At 57.3% G+C, this 18,170-nt stretch carries 13 protein-coding genes; 7 read left to right on the top strand and 6 right to left on the bottom strand.

Features of this window, described 5'->3' with window-relative positions; translation table 11 throughout:
• Positions 1–446 precede the first annotated feature (446 nt).
• Positions 447–980: a hypothetical protein gene (locus H7849_RS26270; RefSeq protein WP_186743387.1), complete on the top strand. Its 534-nt coding sequence runs from the start codon at positions 447–449 to the stop codon at positions 978–980.
• 479 nt (positions 981–1,459) lie between these two features.
• Here H7849_RS26270 and H7849_RS26265 read toward each other — a convergent pair whose 3' ends face one another.
• The 3 genes from H7849_RS26265 to H7849_RS26255 all read right to left on the bottom strand — a co-directional run bounded on the left by H7849_RS26265 (position 1,460) and on the right by H7849_RS26255 (position 4,831).
• Positions 1,460–2,731: an MFS transporter gene (locus tag H7849_RS26265; protein WP_186743386.1), complete on the bottom strand. Its 1,272-nt coding sequence runs from the start codon at positions 2,729–2,731 to the stop codon at positions 1,460–1,462.
• A gap of 3 nt (positions 2,732–2,734) precedes the next feature.
• On the bottom strand, positions 2,735–3,928 hold the full coding sequence (locus tag H7849_RS26260) for a glycoside hydrolase family 27 protein (protein ID WP_186743385.1): 1,194 nt from the start codon (positions 3,926–3,928) through the stop codon (positions 2,735–2,737).
• A gap of 117 nt (positions 3,929–4,045) precedes the next feature.
• Positions 4,046–4,831 (bottom strand): FadR/GntR family transcriptional regulator, encoded by a 786-nt coding sequence (locus tag H7849_RS26255; protein ID WP_251106505.1) that lies wholly within the window; start codon positions 4,829–4,831, stop codon positions 4,046–4,048.
• A 198-nt stretch (positions 4,832–5,029) separates the two neighbouring features.
• Between H7849_RS26255 and uxaC the strand changes: the two genes are divergently transcribed.
• The 6 genes from uxaC (at position 5,030) to H7849_RS26225 (ending at position 13,405) form a co-directional block, all read left to right on the top strand.
• A complete protein-coding gene (gene uxaC / locus H7849_RS26250; protein WP_186747910.1) occupies positions 5,030–6,433 on the top strand; it encodes a glucuronate isomerase in 1,404 nt (467 codons plus the stop codon).
• Between the two features lie 89 nt (positions 6,434–6,522).
• Positions 6,523–7,833: an MFS transporter gene (locus H7849_RS26245; protein ID WP_251106504.1), complete on the top strand. Its 1,311-nt coding sequence runs from the start codon at positions 6,523–6,525 to the stop codon at positions 7,831–7,833.
• A 121-nt stretch (positions 7,834–7,954) separates the two neighbouring features.
• Positions 7,955–9,226 carry a nickel-dependent putative hexonate epimerase gene (locus H7849_RS26240; protein ID WP_186743383.1) on the top strand — a complete coding sequence of 424 codons (1,272 nt, stop codon included), beginning with the start codon at positions 7,955–7,957 and terminating at the stop codon, positions 9,224–9,226.
• Positions 9,227–9,304: 78 nt separating this feature from the next.
• A complete protein-coding gene (locus tag H7849_RS26235) occupies positions 9,305–10,078 on the top strand; it encodes an SDR family NAD(P)-dependent oxidoreductase (protein WP_186743382.1) in 774 nt (257 codons plus the stop codon).
• Positions 10,079–10,103: 25 nt separating this feature from the next.
• Entirely contained in the window at positions 10,104–11,321 is a 1,218-nt protein-coding gene (locus tag H7849_RS26230; protein WP_186743381.1) for a cytochrome c3 family protein, read from the top strand.
• An 80-nt stretch (positions 11,322–11,401) separates the two neighbouring features.
• The gene (locus H7849_RS26225) at positions 11,402–13,405 is read left to right on the top strand and encodes a beta-L-arabinofuranosidase domain-containing protein (RefSeq protein WP_251106503.1); all 2,004 of its coding nucleotides are present in this window, start codon (positions 11,402–11,404) and stop codon (positions 13,403–13,405) included.
• A gap of 200 nt (positions 13,406–13,605) precedes the next feature.
• On the opposite strand, the gene H7849_RS26220 is transcribed toward H7849_RS26225, so the two are convergent.
• From H7849_RS26220 to H7849_RS26210, 3 genes are all read right to left on the bottom strand, one after another.
• A complete protein-coding gene (locus tag H7849_RS26220; protein ID WP_251106502.1) occupies positions 13,606–15,186 on the bottom strand; it encodes a multicopper oxidase family protein in 1,581 nt (526 codons plus the stop codon).
• A gap of 74 nt (positions 15,187–15,260) precedes the next feature.
• The gene (locus H7849_RS26215) at positions 15,261–16,871 is read right to left on the bottom strand and encodes a phospholipase C (protein WP_186743380.1); all 1,611 of its coding nucleotides are present in this window, start codon (positions 16,869–16,871) and stop codon (positions 15,261–15,263) included.
• 316 nt (positions 16,872–17,187) lie between these two features.
• Positions 17,188–18,051 carry a GAF domain-containing protein gene (locus H7849_RS26210; protein WP_186743379.1) on the bottom strand — a complete coding sequence of 288 codons (864 nt, stop codon included), beginning with the start codon at positions 18,049–18,051 and terminating at the stop codon, positions 17,188–17,190.
• Positions 18,052–18,170: the final 119 nt, after the last annotated feature.

Raw genomic sequence — 18,170 nt, 5'->3', positions numbered from 1 at the left:
AAGATTGCACTGAGACGCGAAAAGCGGCACGAAAAAGGGTGCCCCGCATCTTGAAAAGATGTGGGAAAGCACGAACCTCTCCCAGCCGTCATTCTGAGGCGCAATCCTCCGAAAGAATCCAGAGAATGAGCGCAGCGGAATTCAGCATCAAGCTTCAGACAAGTAACCGCAACTCCGATCACAAACACAGCGTCTCTGAAATCAGAAACAGGGAGCCTAATCAATGTCCCGACCAATACCGCGTATGCGGCTTCGCTTAAAAAAGTGGCCAGCTGTGCTCCTCTGCCTGACCGCTGCGTCTCTAGCCTCAGCGGAAACGTCACAAGCCACCCAGCCCACCAGCATGGCTCACACGTCGGGACACATGTACATGACCCACCCTGCGCCCGCCCAAACCCGGCGACCAGCAGAAAGCCGACGCCATCGCAGCCGCAGCCAAGCAAGCCATGGCGCCCTACCAGGACTACCGCAAGGCTCTCGCGGACGGCTACGTCATCTTCCTGCCCAACGTTCCGCAGCACCAGTACCACTTCACTAAGGCCGAGTATGGACTCGAAGCGCGGTCGCACTTCGATCCACTAAAACCAACGTCGCTCCTTTACACAAAAACCGCAGACGGCGGATATAAGCTCGTTGGAGCCATGTACACCGACCGCGTCGACGCCCCGGAAGACGAACTCAACGACCGCATCCCGCTGAGCATCGCGCAATGGCACCAGCACATCAACTTCTGCAAAGCCCCCGAAGGCCAGAAGGCCGCCTACTTCGGCCCCGATGCAAAATTCGGCCTGCTCGGTTCCATCACCACCAGGGAAGCGTGCGAGGAAGCAGGCGGCGAATTCCATCCCCACATCTTCGGATGGATGGTCCACGTCTACCCCTATAAAACCGACCCGAAAAAGGTCTGGTCCGTCGATGACGACAACCAAGGCCACGACAACATGGACCACTCCCCTATGCCGGGAATGAAGATGAACTAAAGTAGCCGCGTGGCAAGGCTAGATACGAAAAGCTCAAGGCTTTATCCAGTCAAGCCCCTGTCGTCGAAAAAAAATCGAGCTAGATATCTTTGACAGAGGTCGGAGTAGACCTTTTGTCCTGTGAAGCAGGACGACGGTAGAGAGCGGGGCTTCAGCCCCGCGTTAGGCCCCCGACAAAGAAGGGGCTTTAGCCCCGGGACTTTCTGCTTGCTTTTCCTTTGTCAAGGGGATAATCGGCAAAAAATCTGCTAACTAGCTGAATCGAAAGAGAGAAAAGACAGAGCAAATTGGCGGATTGTCTAGCGCAATTCGCTATAATGGAATTAGCAAGGAATTAGAGAAGGCTCGTCAGAAATGACGGGCTTTTCTTATTGATTCCAGATAATTTAAGGACAAATTACTTGTTTTCAGCAGTTTAGATGAAGGTCGTAAACATAAACCATTTAGTTTCAGGAATTTATCAAAATCTGCAGGGGGACTCACGAAACCCGCAACCGCCAGACGAGCCCGCCCGCAACCAGCATCAATACGGCCACCGTTGCCAGCGCCGCAGCGAAACTATGCGTCGCATCGCTGACGATCCCCATCAGCAGAGGCCCGCAAAACGCGCCCAGAGCACCGACAGAATTGATAATCGCGATCCCACCCGCAGCCGCAGTCCCGCGCAGCGTCGTTGTGGGCAGAGCCCAGAAGGGACCAAGACAACCCCAGGCTCCCGCCGCAGCCAGCGAAAGCGCTGCCACCGCGAGCGTCGGATGCGTAAACCATGCGCTCAGCCCGAAGCCGGTGATTGCGCCCGCGAGGCTGCCCAACAGAAACCGCCGTCGCTCCTGCCGCTTGTCAGAAAAATACCCAATCGTCAGCATCACCAGCGTCGCGAACAGCCAAGGAATGGCCGTCAGCAGAATCACACGCCGCTCCGAAGCGCCTGATAACTGCTTCAACACCACAGGCATCCAGAGGCTCAGACTGTAAAACCCAACCGACAGCAGAAAATAGATGGCCGAAAGCTGCCACATCACGCCGTTACGCCACACCGCGCGCAAGTGCACCGAGTGCGTAGCGGAGATCTCAGATCGCTCCGCTTCCAGTGTCTCGATCAGCCATTGCCGCTCGTCTTCCGGCAGCCATGACGCGCTCGCCGGGTGATCGGCCAGCACCCGGAACACCAGCAGCCCCAACAGAATCGATGGCACGCCCTCGCCAACAAAGAGCCATTTCCATCCAGCGATACCGGCAACCCCATCCAACCGCAGCAACAAATTCGAAAGCGGAGCGCCAATCACTCCGGAAACCGCCGTCGCCGACAGGAACCGCGCCATCGCCCGCGCCTTCTGCTGCTTCGGAAACCAGTACGTGAGATAAAGAATGATCCCGGGAAAGAACCCAGACTCCGCCACACCCAGCAGAAACCGCAATAAATAGAACTCAAAAGGAGTACGCACCAGCGCCATGCTCGCGGAAATGATGCCCCACACCACCAGCAGCAAGCCGATCCACCGACGCGGCCCCATGCGCAGCAGGATCATATTGCAAGGCACTTCCAGCAGCGCATAGCTCAGAAAGAACAGCCCTGCGCCCGTACCATATACGGTGTTGCTGAAGTTTAGTTCGCGCCGGATGAACAGCGCCGCATAGCCAACATTGACGCGGTCGAGATAAGCAAACACATACAACAAAAAGAGAAAAGGAATGAGCCGGCGCGTGACGCGCGCAAGCGTCCTCGCTGCCAGCTCACGCCCTGAGTCCATGCGCTATTGGCTGACTTTCAACAACACGGTCCCATGCTTCGGAATCAGAACAGTGTAAGCACCGTTCGTGGACGTTACATCCTTGCCCGTCCACAGATCGCGCATCTTTGCATTCGCGCCAAAACCAACATCGCTCAGCTTCAGTGTGATCGCCTTCGGATCAGGCGCGCGATTGAACAAGGCCACTGCCTTCGCTCCGCCCGACAACGGCTTCGCCCAGATTTCCTTCGGACCCTCGGCCCACACGCGATCACCCTGCTTGCCGAGCTTGTCCTGGTCCACAGCAATCACATCTTTATTCGTCAGAATCGCCAGCGTCTCCGGACTCATCTTGCTCAAGTCGTTCCCGGCGAGCAGCGGAGCCGCCAGAATCACCCAAAGCGTCATGTGTTGCCGGTATTCATCATCCGTCATGCCGCCGTTGCCCACTTCCAGCATGTCCGGATCGTTCCAGTGTCCCGGTCCAGCAAACTTTGCCAACCCAGCCTGCGAGAACCCGATCTGCTCCATCCGATCGTAGTGATCGTTGATATCGCCCGTCGTGCGCCACAGATTGCCACCCACCTGCGGACCCCACTCCCACACGTCATTCCATCCATACTGGCAAAGGCTATAGACGATCGGACGTCCGGTCGCAACCAGCGCTTTGTGCATCTTTTCGTAAGCGACCTTCTGCATTTCGAAAGCCTTTTCGCTATGCTCGTCGCCGGTTTGCTGCTTCATCAGCTGAGTAAAGCTGCACAGGTCATACTTCAGGTAATCGATGCCCCAGGCAGCGTACATCTTTGCGTCCTGCTCCTCGTGCCCATAGCTGCCTTCGTATTTGGCGCAGGTCTTCGGTCCTGGTCCCGAGTAAATCCCCAGCTTCAAGCCTTTCGAATGCACGTAATCGGCAAGGGCCTTCATGTCGGGAAACTTGCTGTTTGTGTGCAGGACGCCACTCGCGTCACGCTCGCCTTCCCAGGTATCGTCGATATTTACGTAAATGTAACCCGCATCGCGCATTCCACTCGACACCAGGGCATCGGCAGCTCCGCGCACATCTGCATCCGTCACTTTTCCCGCAAAATGATTCCAGCTGTTCCAGCCCATCGGCGGCGTTGCCGCCAGATCTGAAGACTGCGCAACCGCGGCAGTCGATACCGCCAGCAATCCAAGTGAAGCCAGCATGAATACGGACAAATTTTTTCTGAACATATTTCGAGCGGAATCTCCTCCCAGAGCAAGATATGCCGCAGAAGCCGATATGTAAACGCAAACATTGAGAAGCATGACGTCACCGCAGAAGCAGATCATGCCTCGCAAGCCGTCTCGTTACTCGCCGTTCGAATCTTTTCGTGCAGATTTCTTTTTGCTCGCTGCGCGCTTCCGTTCGCTCTCCTGGGCCGTCTCGGCGAGCTTCAGATGCTTCTCCATCACCGAGCGCGCTTCGTTCACGTTGCGCGAACGAATCGCCCGATAAATCTCTCGATGCACCTCGGCTGCTTCTTTCAAATCCCGCGCATGCTCCACCGTCTTGCGCCGTTCATCGTAGAGCGCCACCGTGATCGTCTCCATCAGAAGAGCAAGAATCGGATTGCCCGATGCCTCGGCTATCGTGCGGTGAAAGCGCATGTCGTGAATCAGATATTCCTGTGGCTCATGGAAGGTCGCGTACATTTCCGTGACTTCCTCTGCCAGCGCGGTGAAGTGCTCTTCCTTGCCGCGCTCCGCCGCCATCGCCGCCAGATGACTCTCGAGGATCACCCGCGCCTCAAACATCTGCCACGGTTTGAATCCATGCAGCGCGCCCAACAGCGCAAGCGATGCTGTTCCCAACGCCGGTGGTCCATCGGCAACAAATGTCCCCACGCCGTGCCGCACATTCAACACGCCCATCGCAGCCAGATGCCCGATACCAGCACGCAAACTCGCGCGGCTGATCTTCAGCTCCTTTGCAAACTCGCGTTCTGGCGGAATCTTGTCGCCCGCCCGTAGCGTCCCATTTTCGATCATCGATCGAACGTGGTTGACCACTTGCATCGTCAGGTGTGTCTCGTGGTTAGAATTCGTGTGATTCGCCATGCGCGTGGAACGCCATTCATGAAAACGCAGCCGCATGCAGAGCTTAGCATTGCCCGCATGCTTTGCGCCCTAGTTTTTGCCCTTGACCAAAATCCCTTGGATGAGGCTAGACTGGTCTACTGTGGTCTGACCACATCATTGGCCTTACTATGATCGTGATTCCAGATTTCGAATAGCGTACCGGGCTCCGAAACCCGATCCCAAACCAGCACTCAGGAGTCTTCACACTTGGCCATCCTTCATCCAGACCGGCTCTTTCCCGCTGACCCCGGAACCCGCGCCATCGCGCGTCGTCTCTACGCATCGATCAGCGATTTGCCCATCATCAGCCCGCACGGCCACACCGAAGCAGCATGGTTCGCAAAGAACGATCCGTTTCCCGATCCGGCACAACTCCTCATCCTGCCCGATCACTACATCTACCGGATGCTCTACAGTCAGGGCGTCTCGATGCACGAGCTCGGGATCCGCCAGACCGGCGCTCCCGACTCGTACAAAATCGACTCGCGCAAAGTCTGGCGCATCTTTGCTGAGCACTATCACCTCTTCAGCGGCACACCCACGCGCATCTGGCTCGACTACGAATTCGAAATCCTCTTCGGCCTCGACCAGCGCATCTCAGCCGCCACTGCGGATCATTACTTCGACGTCATCGCAGAAAAACTCCAGCAGCCCGAATTCCTCCCACGCGCCCTCTACGAGCGCTTCCACCTCGAAGCCCTCTCAACCACCGATTCACCACTCGACTCACTTGAACACCACCAGGCCATCCGCGAATCAAACTGGAAAGCCCGCATTCTCCCAACTTTCCGCCCGGACTCCGTAGTCGATCCGGCATTCCAAGGCTTCCGCGAAAACATCGGGAAGCTCGGCGATCAGACTGGCGAAGACACGAGCACATGGCCCGGCTACCTCAACGGCCTGCGCAAAACTCGTCAGCGCTTCAAATCGCTCGGCGCCACAGCCACCGACCACGGCCACCCCACTGCCAACACAGCAAACCTCAGCCCACAGGAGTCAGAAAAACTCTTCGCAGCAACCCTCTCAGGCAACTCAAGCCCCGAGCAGCAGGAACTCTTCCGCGCACAGATGCTGACGGAAATGGCGCGCATGAGTATAGACGACGGTTTGGTGATGCAGCTTCACCCCGGAAGCTTCCGCAACCACAACCAAAAGGTCTTCGAGCAATTCGGTCGTGACTCCGGAGCCGACATCCCCACGCGAACCGACTACGTCCACGGACTCAAACCACTCCTCGACCTCTTCGGCAACGAGCCGTCCTTCACCTTCATCCTCTTCACGCTCGACGAATCCACTTTCAGCCGCGAACTCGCACCGCTCGCAGGGCACTATCCGTGCCTGCGCCTCGGCCCGCCGTGGTGGTTCTTTGACAGCCCCGAAGGCATGCTCCGCTTCCGCGAATTGGCAACCGAGACCGCCGGCTTCTACAACACCGTCGGCTTCAATGACGACACGCGCGCATTTCTCTCCATCCCGGCACGCCATGACGTAGCCCGCCGCATCGACTGCAACTACCTCGCCCGACTCGTTGCCGAGCACCGCATCGATGAAGACGAAGCATTCGATCTGGCACAGGATCTGACAATAAACCTCGTCCGCAAAGCATACCGTCTGTAGAGACAATACGGGGCATGCGTCTTGCCTACGGAATAGCTGCGAAGATATAACCAAGCGAAACGAATTTTGGCGCGCGAAAGAAGTTGAACTTGACTGCCTCCGGCAACTCGATCGAACCAGCGCTGGCCGACGACCTCATCGTGTCCCGCCCAGTCAGTAGCCACACGCGCTGGACCATCTGCGCCCTGCTCTTCGCCGCGACCTCCATCAACTACATGGACCGTCAGGTCCTCGGCATCCTCGCCCCCACGCTCCAGCACAGCATCGGCTGGACAGAGGCGCAGTATGGCTATATCGTCAGCGCCTTCCAGTTCGCCTACGCCGTCGGCCTCATCCTCGCCGGACAAATGGTGGATCGCTTCGGCACGCGCATCGGCTATGCCATCGTCATGGGCATCTGGAGCATCTCCGCCATGGCCCACTCCCTTGCCCACTCCGCATTTGGATTCGGCGTGGCGCGCTTCTTCCTCGGCCTCGGCGAATCCGGCAATTTTCCCGCCGCCATCAAAACTACCGCCGAATGGTTCCCGCAAGGCGAGCGCTCTCTCGCGACTGGAATCTTCAACTCCGGTACGAATCTGGGCGCGATCCTCGCGCCCGCCATCGTGCCCTGGGTCACAATTCGTTACGGGTGGCGCGCCTCATTCCTGATCACCGGAGCCTTCAGCGCCGCGTGGATCGTCTGGTGGCTCACCCACTATCGCAAGCCATCCGATCACCCCAAAGTCAGCCAGTCTGAACTCGACAAGATCAACAGCGACCCGCCGCAGTCGGTCGCGAAAATCCCCTGGAGCAAAATCATCGGCTATCGCCAGACGTGGGCATTTTCTCTGGCGAAATTTCTTACCGACCCTATCTGGTGGTTCTATCTCTACTGGCTGCCGAAATTCTTCGACGCCCGCTTCCATCTCGGACTCACGCACCTCGGCTTGCCGCTCATCATCGTCTACAACGCATCGGCGGTCGGAAGCATCGGCGGCGGATGGCTCCCCGCACTCTTCAATCGCACCGGCACATCGATGATCAAGGCCCGTCTCACGACCATGCTGCTCTTCGCCTGCATGGTGACGCCCATTTTCTTCGCAAGCCGAACGGATTCCGAATGGGTCGCCGTCGGCCTGCTCAGCCTCGCCGCAGCCGCGCATCAGGGATGGTCCGCCAACCTCTTCACCACCGCGTCTGACATGTTCCCCAAGAGCGCCGTAGGCGCAGTCGTCGGCATCGGAGGCATGGCCGGTTCAGTCGGCGGAGTGCTCTTTTCCCTCAGCACAGGCTGGATACTCGAGATCACCCACAGCTACTCGTCTTTATTCGGAATCGCGGCCAGCGCCTACCTCATTGCCTTGCTCGTCCTCCGCACACTCGCACCCGGACTGAAGAAAATCGAAGTCCCGGCATAAGGAGCCTTAGAAAGAGAGGTAGGCAGGGCTTCGGCTCTCGCACAAAAATCAGCAGCAGAAAGCGGCTTTAGCCGCTGAGGTAAAACAGCGTGGTCGTACCAGCGTAAACTTGCAATAACGCATGAGCCTCTATCTAAGCACCGGAAGCAGCACCACAGAACTCGCACCAGACCAACTCCGCGAACTGCTCTTTCAGGCACTCGACGCGATCGGCGCACGCAAGCGCGTCCTCGTCGTACCGCCCGATCAAACCCGCGCCCACTCCCGCGCAGGCGACATCACCCGCTACGCCTATGAGTACTACGGAGACAAACTCGAAGCCATTCTCCCCGCGCTCGGCACCCACTCCGCCATGTCACCCGCAAGCCTCACGCGGATGTTCGGCGAAGTGCCGCACTCGCTCTTCCGCGTCCACAACTGGCGCACCGATGTCGAAACGCTGGGCGAAGTCCCCGCCGAATATATTTACCAACAATCGGAAGGCAAACTCAACTATGCATGGCCCGCGCAGGTCAATCGTCTCATCGTTCGTGGCGGCTTCGATCTCGTGCTCTCCATTGGACAGGTCGTGCCGCATGAAGTTATCGGCATGGCCAACTACAACAAGAACATCCTCATCGGAACCGGCGGCCGCGAAAGCATCAACCGCAGCCATTATCTCGGCGCAGTCTACGGCATGGAACGCATCATGGGTCGCGCCCATAATCCCGTGCGCGAAGTGCTCAATTACGCCTCCGACAAGTTCCTGAAAAACATACCCATCGTCTACGTGCACACCGTCGTCGGCCGCAACGCGCAAGGCCGACTAGCCGTGCGCGGACTCTTCGTCGGCGACGATGTCGAGTGCTTCCACCGCGCCGCCGATCTGAGCCTCGAAGTCAACTTCGAAATGCTCGACCGCTCCATCCAGAAAGCCGTCGTCTATCTTGAACCGCAGGAATTCAAAAGCACGTGGCTCGGTAACAAAGCCGTCTACCGCACGCGTATGGCATTAGCCGATGGCGGCGAACTCATCGTCCTCGCACCCGGAGTGAAAGAATTCGGCGAAGACAAAACCATCGACGCGCTCATCCGCAAGTACGGATACCGCGGCACGCCATCCACACTTGAAGCCGTCGAGAAGCATCCCGACCTCGCATCTGACCTGAGCGCCGCCGCGCACCTCATCCACGGCTCGTCGGAAGGGCGCTTCAACATCACCTACTGCCCCGGCTCGCTCACGCAACAGGAAATCGAGAGCGTAGGCTTCCGCTACGCCGACCTCGCCACCATGACCGGGCGCTACGATCCGACGAAACTCGCGAACGGCTACAACACCGTCAACGGCGAAGAAATTTTCTTCATCTCAAATCCCGGCCTCGGTCTCTGGGCCTACAAAGGCCACTTCACTTGATGAGGTAGGCGAGGGCTTTAGCCCTCGCAATAAAAATCAAAATGAAAAGGGGCTTCAGCCCTGAGGTACGAAAAATAAGTGTCCCACCCACTCAGCCTCGAAGGAAAAACAGCCGTCATCGTTGGCGGAACATCCGGCATCGGCCGTGCCCTCAGCCTCGGCCTCGCCGACGCCGGAGCCAACGTCATCGCTTCCGCGCGCCGCAAAGAGCAGGTCGAAGAAACCGCCGCCGCCATCGAAGCCAAAGGCAAGCGCACCCTGCGCGTCACCTCTGACGTAGCAGAACGCGCCTCGCTCGAAAACCTCCTCGTCGAGACCCTCAAGCATTTCGAGAAAGTCGACATCCTCATCAACTGCGCAGGAAAGATCAAGCGCGCGCCTACGCTCACCTTTCCGGAAGAAGAGTGGCAGAGCATTATGGACACCAACCTCACTGGAACTCTGCGCGCCTGCCAGATCTTTGGCAAGCACATGCTCGACCGCGGCTACGGACGCATCATCAACATCGCCTCGCTCAACACCTTCGTCGCACTGAATGAAGTCGCCGCCTATGCCGCCAGCAAAGCCGCCGTCGCGTCGCTTACGCGCTCACTCGCCGTCGAGTGGTCGAAACACGGCGTCTGTGTCAATGCCATCGCCCCGGGAGTCTTCCGCACCGCACTCAACGCCGAACTTCTCGACAGCACGCCACGCGGCAAGGAACTCCTTATGCGGACCCCCATGGGCCGCTTCGGAAAAACAGAAGAAGTCGTCGGTGCTGCCATCTTTCTTTCATCCGATGGAGCGTCGTATGTAACCGGACAAACATTAGTTGTCGACGGCGGCTTTCTCGCCAGTGGTGTGAACCAGTAACATCACACTAAGGCGACCACTCTTCATGTTCAGAAGCCGGTTCCACTCGGAATTTCTTCTCTGCATCTTTTTGTTCCTACCGCTTTTGCACGTCAGCGCTCAAACTTCTACCAAGGCCACGTTCGTCGGCTCCGAACAATGCCGCAAGTGCCACGAGCAAATCTACGCCAGCTGGTCGAAAACGCGCATGGCCAACGTCGTGCGTGATCCCGCCAAACACCCTGAAGCTCTTCTCGGCGATTTCACCCATCCCGACCCCGTGCGTACTTTCGACCTGAAAGATGTCGCCTTCGTTTACGGCAGCCGCTGGAAGCAGCGTTACTTCACCCGTCGCGGCGATGAGTACTACGTTCTGCCCGCGCAATGGGACATCGCACAAAAGAAGTGGCTGCCTTTTCACGTAGAGAAAGGAACTGACTGGTGGGCCGCCTACTATCCCGACAGCAACTTCGATCGGCCTACAGGTCCGCTCTGCGACGGCTGCCACTCCGTCAACTACAACATCGAGACCAAACAAGTCACCGAATGGAACGTGGGCTGCGAGAAATGCCACGGCCCCGGCAGCGACCACGTCCTGCACCCGACAAAAGACAACATCGTCAATCCGCGAAACCTCGACAACGTACGTGGAACCGATGTCTGCATGCAGTGCCACACACAGGGACGCCCCCTGCAGGAAACCATCGAAGGAAAGTATTACGACTGGCCCGTAGGCTACCTTCCCGGACAACGCCTCTCCGACTACTGGCGTCTCGAAGAATCAAAGCTCGGCACGCAGGACTTCTACTACTTCCCCGACGGCACCGCACACAAAAACCGCATGCAGGGCAACGACTTCATCCACAGCAACATGTATCACCGTGGCCTGCGCTGCTTCGATTGCCACGACGTTCACAGCAGTGACAATCCCTCCAACCTCATCGCTACCGGAAACGAACTCTGCCTCGGCTGTCACACCAAAGAAAATCCGGCAGGCTTGAAAACATCAGTCGCCGAACATACGCATCATGCCGAAACCAGCGCTGGAAGCCAGTGCGCAGCCTGCCACATGCCGAAGATCGAAGTCACTATCAAAGGTCAGTTCGTCAGCAGTCACACCTTTAACTTCATCTGGCCGAAAATGACAGAACAATTCGGCATTCCAAATGCCTGCAACACCTGCCACAAAGATAAGACTCCAGCCTGGGCAACCGAACAACTCCAACACTGGAATACCATCTCTCCTTGGCGTGCAGGAAGTTAGCGCATAGTCCATCTGGTTCATACCGACAACACATGTGATCGCTTACCATACCTCCAGATTTTATTTTCCTGGAGCAAGCTTTGAAGTCAGAGTCCGACTGGTTCATCAATCGCAGAGCCTTCTGCAAGCAACTCAGCGCCGCAGCAGCTCTCGCAGCAAACACACGCGCATTCGGCTTCCCAGCCACAGGCCCGACAGACAACGCAGTAAAAAACCGCGCTCCACTCACACCCAACACTTTCGACCCACTGCCGCTCGGCGCCATCAGACCTGCAGGATGGTTACGCGCACAGTTACAAATTCAAGGCAATGGACTCGGCGGCCATCTCGACGAAACCTGGGCCGACGTAGGCCCAAACTCCGGCTGGCTCGGCGGCACCGGCGAATCCTGGGAGCGCGGTCCCTACTACCTCGACGGTCTCGTCCCGCTTGCATATCAGCTCGACGATGCCCGTCTCAAGGCTAAAGCTCAGAAATACATCGACTGGACACTCAACAACCAGCAGCCCAACGGCATGATCGGCCCGCGCTCCAATGACGACTGGTGGCCGCGCATGGTCATACTCAAAGCGCTCACGCAATATCAGGAAGCAACGGGCGACTCGCGCGTCATCCCCTTCATGCAGCGCTACTTCTCATACCAGATCTCGCAACTGTCTACGCGTCCCTTGCGAGACTGGGGCAAGTTCCGCTGGCATGACGAAGTCCTGAGCGTGCTCTGGCTCTACAACCGCACCGGCGACCCCAAGCTCATCGAACTCGCGAAGCTTCTCCATCAGCAGGGATACGACTGGCAAGCCGAATTCGCCAACTTCCAATACACCCATCGCATCACGCGGGAATTCATCAAGCTCGACGAGCACAAGGGACTCAGCGATACGGCACTCGCCACGCACGGCGTTAACAATGCCATGGCGCTCAAGGCCTCGCCCGTCTGGTCACTTCTCAGCGGAAACAACACCGACCGCAACGCGCTCATGCATCAACTCGCCGAACTCGACCGCTATCACGGCCTGCCCAACGGCATCTTCTCTGCCGATGAGCATCTCGCCGGACCAAACCCGTCGCAGGGCACAGAACTCTGCACCGTGGTCGAGATGATGTACTCGCTCGAAGTGGCGCTCGCAGTAATGGGCACTCCGATACTCGGAGACCGACTTGAACGCCTCGCCTACAACTGCCTGCCAGGCACCTTCACCGATGACATGTGGGCGCACCAATACAATCAGCAACCGAATCAGGTCCAGTGCAGCCTCAACCACAAGCCGTGGACCACCGATGGCCCCGAATCCAATCTCTTTGGACTCGAACCTAACTTCGGTTGCTGCGCAGCAAATTTCCATCAGGGCTGGCCCAAGCTCACCGCGAATCTCTGGATGGCCAGCAGCGATGACGGCATCGCCGCCCTCGTCTACGCGCCCAGCGAAGTCCAAGCCACGATTCGCAGCACGCCCGTTCGCATCACAGAACAAACCGAATACCCATTCCGTGACAAGATCCGCATCGCGGTCCATGCAGAGAAAGCCCTGAACTTCCCGCTGCAATTGCGTATCCCCGCATGGGCAAAGGATGCCGGCATCCGCGTCAATGGCCAGTCACAACCATCCCCCCCAGCCGGAACCTTCGCAAAAATCGAACGCACATGGAAGCAGGGCGACACCGTTGAACTCACTCTCCCACTCGAAGCGCGCGCCAACAAAGGCTTCAACAACTCCATCGCCTTCGAGCGCGGTCCGCTCGTCTTTTCCTACCCCATTGGAGAAGACTGGCTCAAGCTGCGCGACCGCGGCATGACCGCCGACTGGCAGGTCTACCCCACCACGCAATGGAACTACGCCGTCAAAACAGACGAGATCAAAGCAACAGAATTACCCGTGGCTGAAGGCCCATTCACCCTCAAAGCTTCACCAGTAAAGCTCGAAGTAAAAGCCCGCAAGCTTCCCGCGTGGGTCGCCGAAGACGGAGTAGCAAACCCCGTCCCGCAAAGCCCTGTCACCTGCGACCAGCCGGAAGAAACAGTAACGCTCGTCCCCTACGCCGCCGCAAAACTACGCATCACCGCATTCCCCGAATTGAAGATCTGACCTCGCCAAAACTTGTCATCCTGACGCGGACCTTGAGTAAAACGAAGGAAAAGTGGAAGGATCTGCAGTTTGCATCTGTAGGTACGACAAACGGGTGCCCCATCCTTTCGCGTATTTTGCGAAAGGGTGGGAGGGTACTACACTACTCCTACTCAGACGATGTCATCCCTGAGCAAGCTACTCAGACCAGCGCGAAGCGCTCATCCCTTCACCACCTCGAACGGACGCATCATCTCATTGTCCTCGTGCTCCAGCACGTGACAATGCCAAACATACCGCCCCGCATATCCATTGAACGGCACAATAATCCGCGTCACCATATTCGGATCGCAGCGCACCGTATCCTTCCATCCCATTTCATTCGCATCGGGCTTCACCACCGGTCCGGTAAACCACAGCTCGCCCTTGTCCTGAAAATGAAACGCCTCGAATCGCCGGCGATCGAGAATCTGAAACCGCACCAAATGCAAATGAATCGGATGCGAATCATCCGTCAGATTCACCAACTCCCAGATTTCCGTCGAATCCAGCACCGGCTTCTCTGTAATCGGAGCGTGCCAGGGCGTCTTGTTCAGCAGCATCCCCATCGACCGCTGAATATCGTCCATGTTTTCATCCAGCGTCAGCTGCCGCGTCTTCACCGCGCTCGACTCAGCAATCCGCTCAAATTCATGGAGCTTTTCTGGAACCACCCCACGTTCACCCGCCGCAGTCTTGCCCACACGAAACTGCAAAATAGAAAAGCTGTCGCTCACAAAGTTCACGCGCTGACCAGCCATCGAACTGAAATCGATCAGCAAATCAGCGCGCTCGCCCGGAGCCATCGTCACCCGCTTCAGCTTCGCCGGAGCAACCAGCAATCCCTGGTCTGATCCAACCTGATAAAACTCCGCGCCACTCTCCAGCGAAAATCGGAAGAACCGCCCATTCGACCCATTCATCACGCGGAAGCGATACAGCCGCGGTTCCACTTCGCAATACGGCAACAGCTTCCCATTCGCCAGAATCGCATTGCCGAAAACCTCCGGCACCCAAACCTCGCCCGTCTTCTCTGATACCGGATACTCAAGTTGCCCATCCGTCTTCAACATGCGATCGCAGATCAGCAACGGAATTTCATACTTCCCACTCGGCAGCGCGTACACATCTTCGCGCGGGTCGCGAATGATGAACATCCCCATCATGCCGGCATATGTGTTTAGCCGGTTAATGCCCATCGTGTGGTCGTGATAGAACAGCAACGCCGCATGCTGTGACGAAGGATAAAAGCAAGTCTGCGATTTTCCCGGAACCACCCATTCTTCCGGATAGCCATCGCTCTCAGGAGGCGTGCGCCCGCCATGCAGATGCACCACCCCACGCACTTCAGGCACATCCTTGCCCGCGCCGTGCAACGAGTGATCGATCGGCAGAAAATGCTTCGCCGGAAGCTCATTCATCCACTCGACAATCATTCCCTTCGCAATCTGCGTCTCAATCGTCGGCCCCGGAAAGCTCCCGCCCAGCGTCCACATCTTCGTCGGCGGCAGATCGCGATGCACCTTCACCATCGCTTCTCGCATGGCGACGTGGTAGAACGGAATCTGCTCTTTGCTGTCCTCCGGATTCTGCCGCACACCCACTGCCTTGGCTACCGCAGGAACAGGCAACGGATCCACAAACGCCTTCAATGTCGAAGGATCAAGCGCCTCAGCCTTCTCTGCCGCAGAAATCTTGCGGCCCAATACACCACCTGCCAGCACCATCCCACTGCCGGCGACAAACCTTCTTCGTGTAATCAAGAAATTCCGACCCTCAAAAGAGAAAGGGTAGCAGCCCCCGGCCGCTACCCCGGAAGAGAAAAATTACAACCTGATCAATGACCACCCTGATCGACTACTACCAGGCCAGTGCTCGCGTCCAGTAGGTACAGCCCGTCATTCTTGGGGTTCCTCTTGAACTCGAACATGCCGTTCAGCGTTCCCGCAATTGCATCGAACGAACCAGAAATGCGCTGTCCACCGAGCCAGTTATCTTCAATAAAGCGAGTGATCGAGCTCTGGTCGGTAATCGTGTGATCGACATAGTTACGCTTCGCATAGGGCGAAATCACCAGCAGCGGAAGCCGTGGACCGTAGCCGCAGCGTCCCTGCACATGATCTGCATTCGGGCCACCAAGAGCAGTGTTGGCGCTGCTGCCGCACTGCCCGGGCGCCGTCAACGCATCCGCTGCCGTCTGCGACTGGTTAACGATTGGGCTCATCTGGTGGTCGTACCAGCCGTCTGAGTCGTCATACGCAATCACAACCGCCGTCGACTTCCACTCTGGCCGCTGCTGCAGGAAGTTAATGACCTGCACCACGAACGTCTGCTCATCCAGCGGATCAGAATAACCGGCATGCGCATCCTGATAACCAGGAGCCTTCAGGAAACTCACCGCCGGCATGTTCCCCGCCTTCACCGAGGTATAGAAATCGTCCATGTCGTACTGGTGATTCGCCTGATCCGTCTGGCCGACCATCCACGTCGAGCTCGGACGCACATGCTGCGGGTTCGCCGTTGACTTGTAGTACTGGAACGGCTGGTGATGCGGAATATAGTCAGCCTTGGCGCTCTTCGTGATCGCCGAGGTGTGCGAGCGCTTGCAGCCGGTCGTGCCGTTTGGATTTTTCGTCTGCAGATTAAATCCGCCTTCAAAGAAGCCCCAGGTGATGCCACGGACGTTCAACAGGTCGCCAACGTTCTGCCCGCTAAACTGCACCAAGGCGCCGGTCGTCGTTGAGCAGACATCGCCAACAGGATCGGCATCGCTGATCAGCGTAGTTCCACCCGCTCCGTCTTCGATCACGTCGCCACCGGCATTGCTCATGTCGCTGACACCGTTCGTCTGCCCGGAAACCAGGTTGATCGCACCTGGAGTGGATGGCCCGAAGTTCGTGTCATACGAGTTGTCGCTCATGGCGTAGCGCTGCGCGTAATTCCACAGAGCGGTCACCGTGTTGCCGTCGTAGTAGCCCATCACCAGGCCATTCGTCGTCTGTCCGCTCGGCGGAGGTCCCGGAGTTCCCGTGTACTGCGGGAACGAATCCATCAAGCCGCCGTGGAAGGCCTGCTGCTCCGGTGTGTAGTCATGGTCCTGGTCAGACGTGGCGGCCTGAGAGCGGTCAAGACGGAATGGATTCACCGCCCCATCCTTATTCCCAGCCGTATTCAGAAAGTTTGGATTGCTGAACAGCAGCCCGTCTGTATAGCCGTTCACCCTTGGCGTATTCTGCGCTGGCCAGAACGCCGGCTCGCGCGGGGGGTTCACAGCATTCGGATACGTTCCGAAGTAATGATCAAACGAGATGTTTTCGCCGAAAATCACGACCAGATGCTGAATCGGGGTCGCGGTATCGCCGTGCCGCTGTGCGTTTGCAACAACGGGGGAGCCAAGCTGGCTCGAAACCAGCAACGCTGCCAGGGACGTGGCAACAAGCTTTTGCATGCGTCATTCCTCCATGCCGGAAGGGGATTTTTCCAGCACATCCTAAGTAAAGCCCGCAGGGTGTCAATTGCTTTACAGTTGCGTTACAGCCGGAACAAAATTCACCGCGATTTGGTAACGACAAACTCCGCGATACTTCAGCTTCAATTCTGCAAGTGCCACAGTGTCTTGTAGTTTGCTAACGCGCAGCCCCTCACTCGACTCGGCGTCTGTTTCGCCATCTTTGACAAAATCCATACAGCAAGATTTTGAAATAAGTCGCACCTTTGCTGATAGTCATTCGGCCATGGATCTGAGCCTTGAAAGTCGGACGGTATTAAGGGTTGGAGGGGAGGCCTTTTTCGTTCGTTTCGCGCTGAAAGGGTTTCGACTTGCCCTTCGTCAGCCAGTCGCCGTCATTGCCCACGCTGAGTAGACTGCTGACAAGTTCCGAGAGCGCGGTTAACTCTACGGTGGCTTGATTGATAAAGCGCGGCGCCCGCTCTCCGCCCTGTGATGCCAGGAAGAGGACATTGGTCAGGCTCTGTAGAGGATTGTTGATTTGATGGGCAAGCTCGTGAGCCCTCGCGGCAGAAGCCTCGTCTCTTTCCCGTCTCCGCAGCAATTCTTCCCGCCGCTCATGCCGTATTGCCATCGAAGCAAAATCCGCCAGGCTATTCAACAACCTGTAGTCCTCGATATCGAAGGCCTCCCCGGTATGGTGGGCCACCGCCCAGATCGTTCCTCGAATGTCGTCGGCGGTCCAGGGGATAAGAATTCCGTCCGTAATCGGCTCAGCTACGACGCCGAGAAAATCGTAATAAGGCTTGGTAACACGATAGAGTTGCGGCCTTCCTCTATCGAGGCACGTGCCGCAGGGACTGAAAAAGCGTGGCGTGGTTCCATGCAGGTAGTGGGCAAAGCTGCCGGCGATGGCGATCCAGCGAAATCGCAACTCACCAGCATTGTCTCGTTCCTCCAGACTGATGCCAGCACTGTCCGCTCCACAAAATTCAACAGCGATATCAACCAGTTGCTGAAGCCCAACATCCGGCGATTCCGCAAAAACATGCGCCAACCGATGTAAGGCTTCGAATCTTCGATCTTTGCGCTCCCCTGATATTCGCCGGAGAGCAAACTCGCCGTCGACCAGTAAGTCGCGAAGTTCCATTCCAGTTTCAGGCTCGGTACCTTCGCTCATGCTGCTTCTCTCAGCTTCACTCTTGAAAACAATCATATTCTTCGGTGTATTTGTAAAACCACTTAAAATAGGCCACCCTCGGATCAGCTTTTAGAACTCGGATTTGCCGCGAGCTTGTG

The sequence above is a fragment of the Alloacidobacterium dinghuense genome (assembly GCF_014274465.1).
Taxonomy (GTDB): Bacteria; Acidobacteriota; Terriglobia; order Terriglobales; family Acidobacteriaceae; genus Alloacidobacterium; species Alloacidobacterium dinghuense.
This window is presented reverse-complemented; position numbering and strand designations above follow the sequence as displayed.

Excerpts from the sequence above, each read along its gene's own strand:
- H7849_RS26260 (WP_186743385.1), bottom strand. The coding sequence starts at position 3,928 with ATGTTCAGAAAAAATTTGTCCGTATTCATGCTGGCTTCACTTGGATTG.
- H7849_RS26240 (WP_186743383.1), top strand. The coding sequence starts at position 7,955 with ATGAGCCTCTATCTAAGCACCGGAAGCAGCACCACAGAACTCGCACCA.
- H7849_RS26265 (WP_186743386.1), bottom strand. The coding sequence starts at position 2,731 with ATGGACTCAGGGCGTGAGCTGGCAGCGAGGACGCTTGCGCGCGTCACG.
- H7849_RS26215 (WP_186743380.1), bottom strand. The coding sequence starts at position 16,871 with ATGCAAAAGCTTGTTGCCACGTCCCTGGCAGCGTTGCTGGTTTCGAGC.
- H7849_RS26210 (WP_186743379.1), bottom strand. The coding sequence starts at position 18,051 with ATGAGCGAAGGTACCGAGCCTGAAACTGGAATGGAACTTCGCGACTTA.
- H7849_RS26230 (WP_186743381.1), top strand. The coding sequence starts at position 10,104 with ATGTTCAGAAGCCGGTTCCACTCGGAATTTCTTCTCTGCATCTTTTTG.
- H7849_RS26255 (WP_251106505.1), bottom strand. The coding sequence starts at position 4,831 with ATGCGGCTGCGTTTTCATGAATGGCGTTCCACGCGCATGGCGAATCAC.
- H7849_RS26270 (WP_186743387.1), top strand. The coding sequence starts at position 447 with ATGGCGCCCTACCAGGACTACCGCAAGGCTCTCGCGGACGGCTACGTC.